We start from the raw sequence: 389 nt of genomic DNA on the forward strand, positions 1-389 counted from the left end.
CTGCTGGTGCGGATCATTCTTATCTAAAATCTCGAAAATCATCTTGCGCAGATGTACTTATTGAGACTTCCAAATAGCGTATACTACACACGTATCGCCACCCCAATTTCACTGCAGAGCAGTGGCTCTCCTAAAGAGTTTAAATTCTCTCTCCTAACTCGTGAACGTAAAGTCGCTTACCTGAGAAATATCGAACAGGTTCAATTACTCCATGCTCTTTTCGACAGAGCCAAAGTCACGGCATTAATTTTTTCTGAGTTCAAAGCTGAGCTTGCTCATAGTATTAATCAGTTACGTCAAAATTCACAAAGTATGAAAAATGGGTATCATTGTGCGCTTCTTGCTTCAAATGGACATGCTGATTTTTCCCCTATAAATCGCTCTGAAGA

The 389-nt window shown here is 40.1% G+C and carries 1 protein-coding gene; it reads left to right on the forward strand.

Annotated features, from left to right (window positions below; all coding sequences use genetic code 11):
• Window positions 1-51: 51 nt before the first annotated feature.
• A partial coding sequence (locus AB4589_RS25475; protein WP_372069740.1) for a DUF6538 domain-containing protein occupies window positions 52-389 on the forward strand: 338 nt, incomplete at its 3' end.

The organism is Vibrio sp. 10N.222.49.A3, assembly GCF_041475145.1.
Lineage (GTDB): Bacteria > Pseudomonadota > Gammaproteobacteria > Enterobacterales > Vibrionaceae > Vibrio > Vibrio tasmaniensis_A.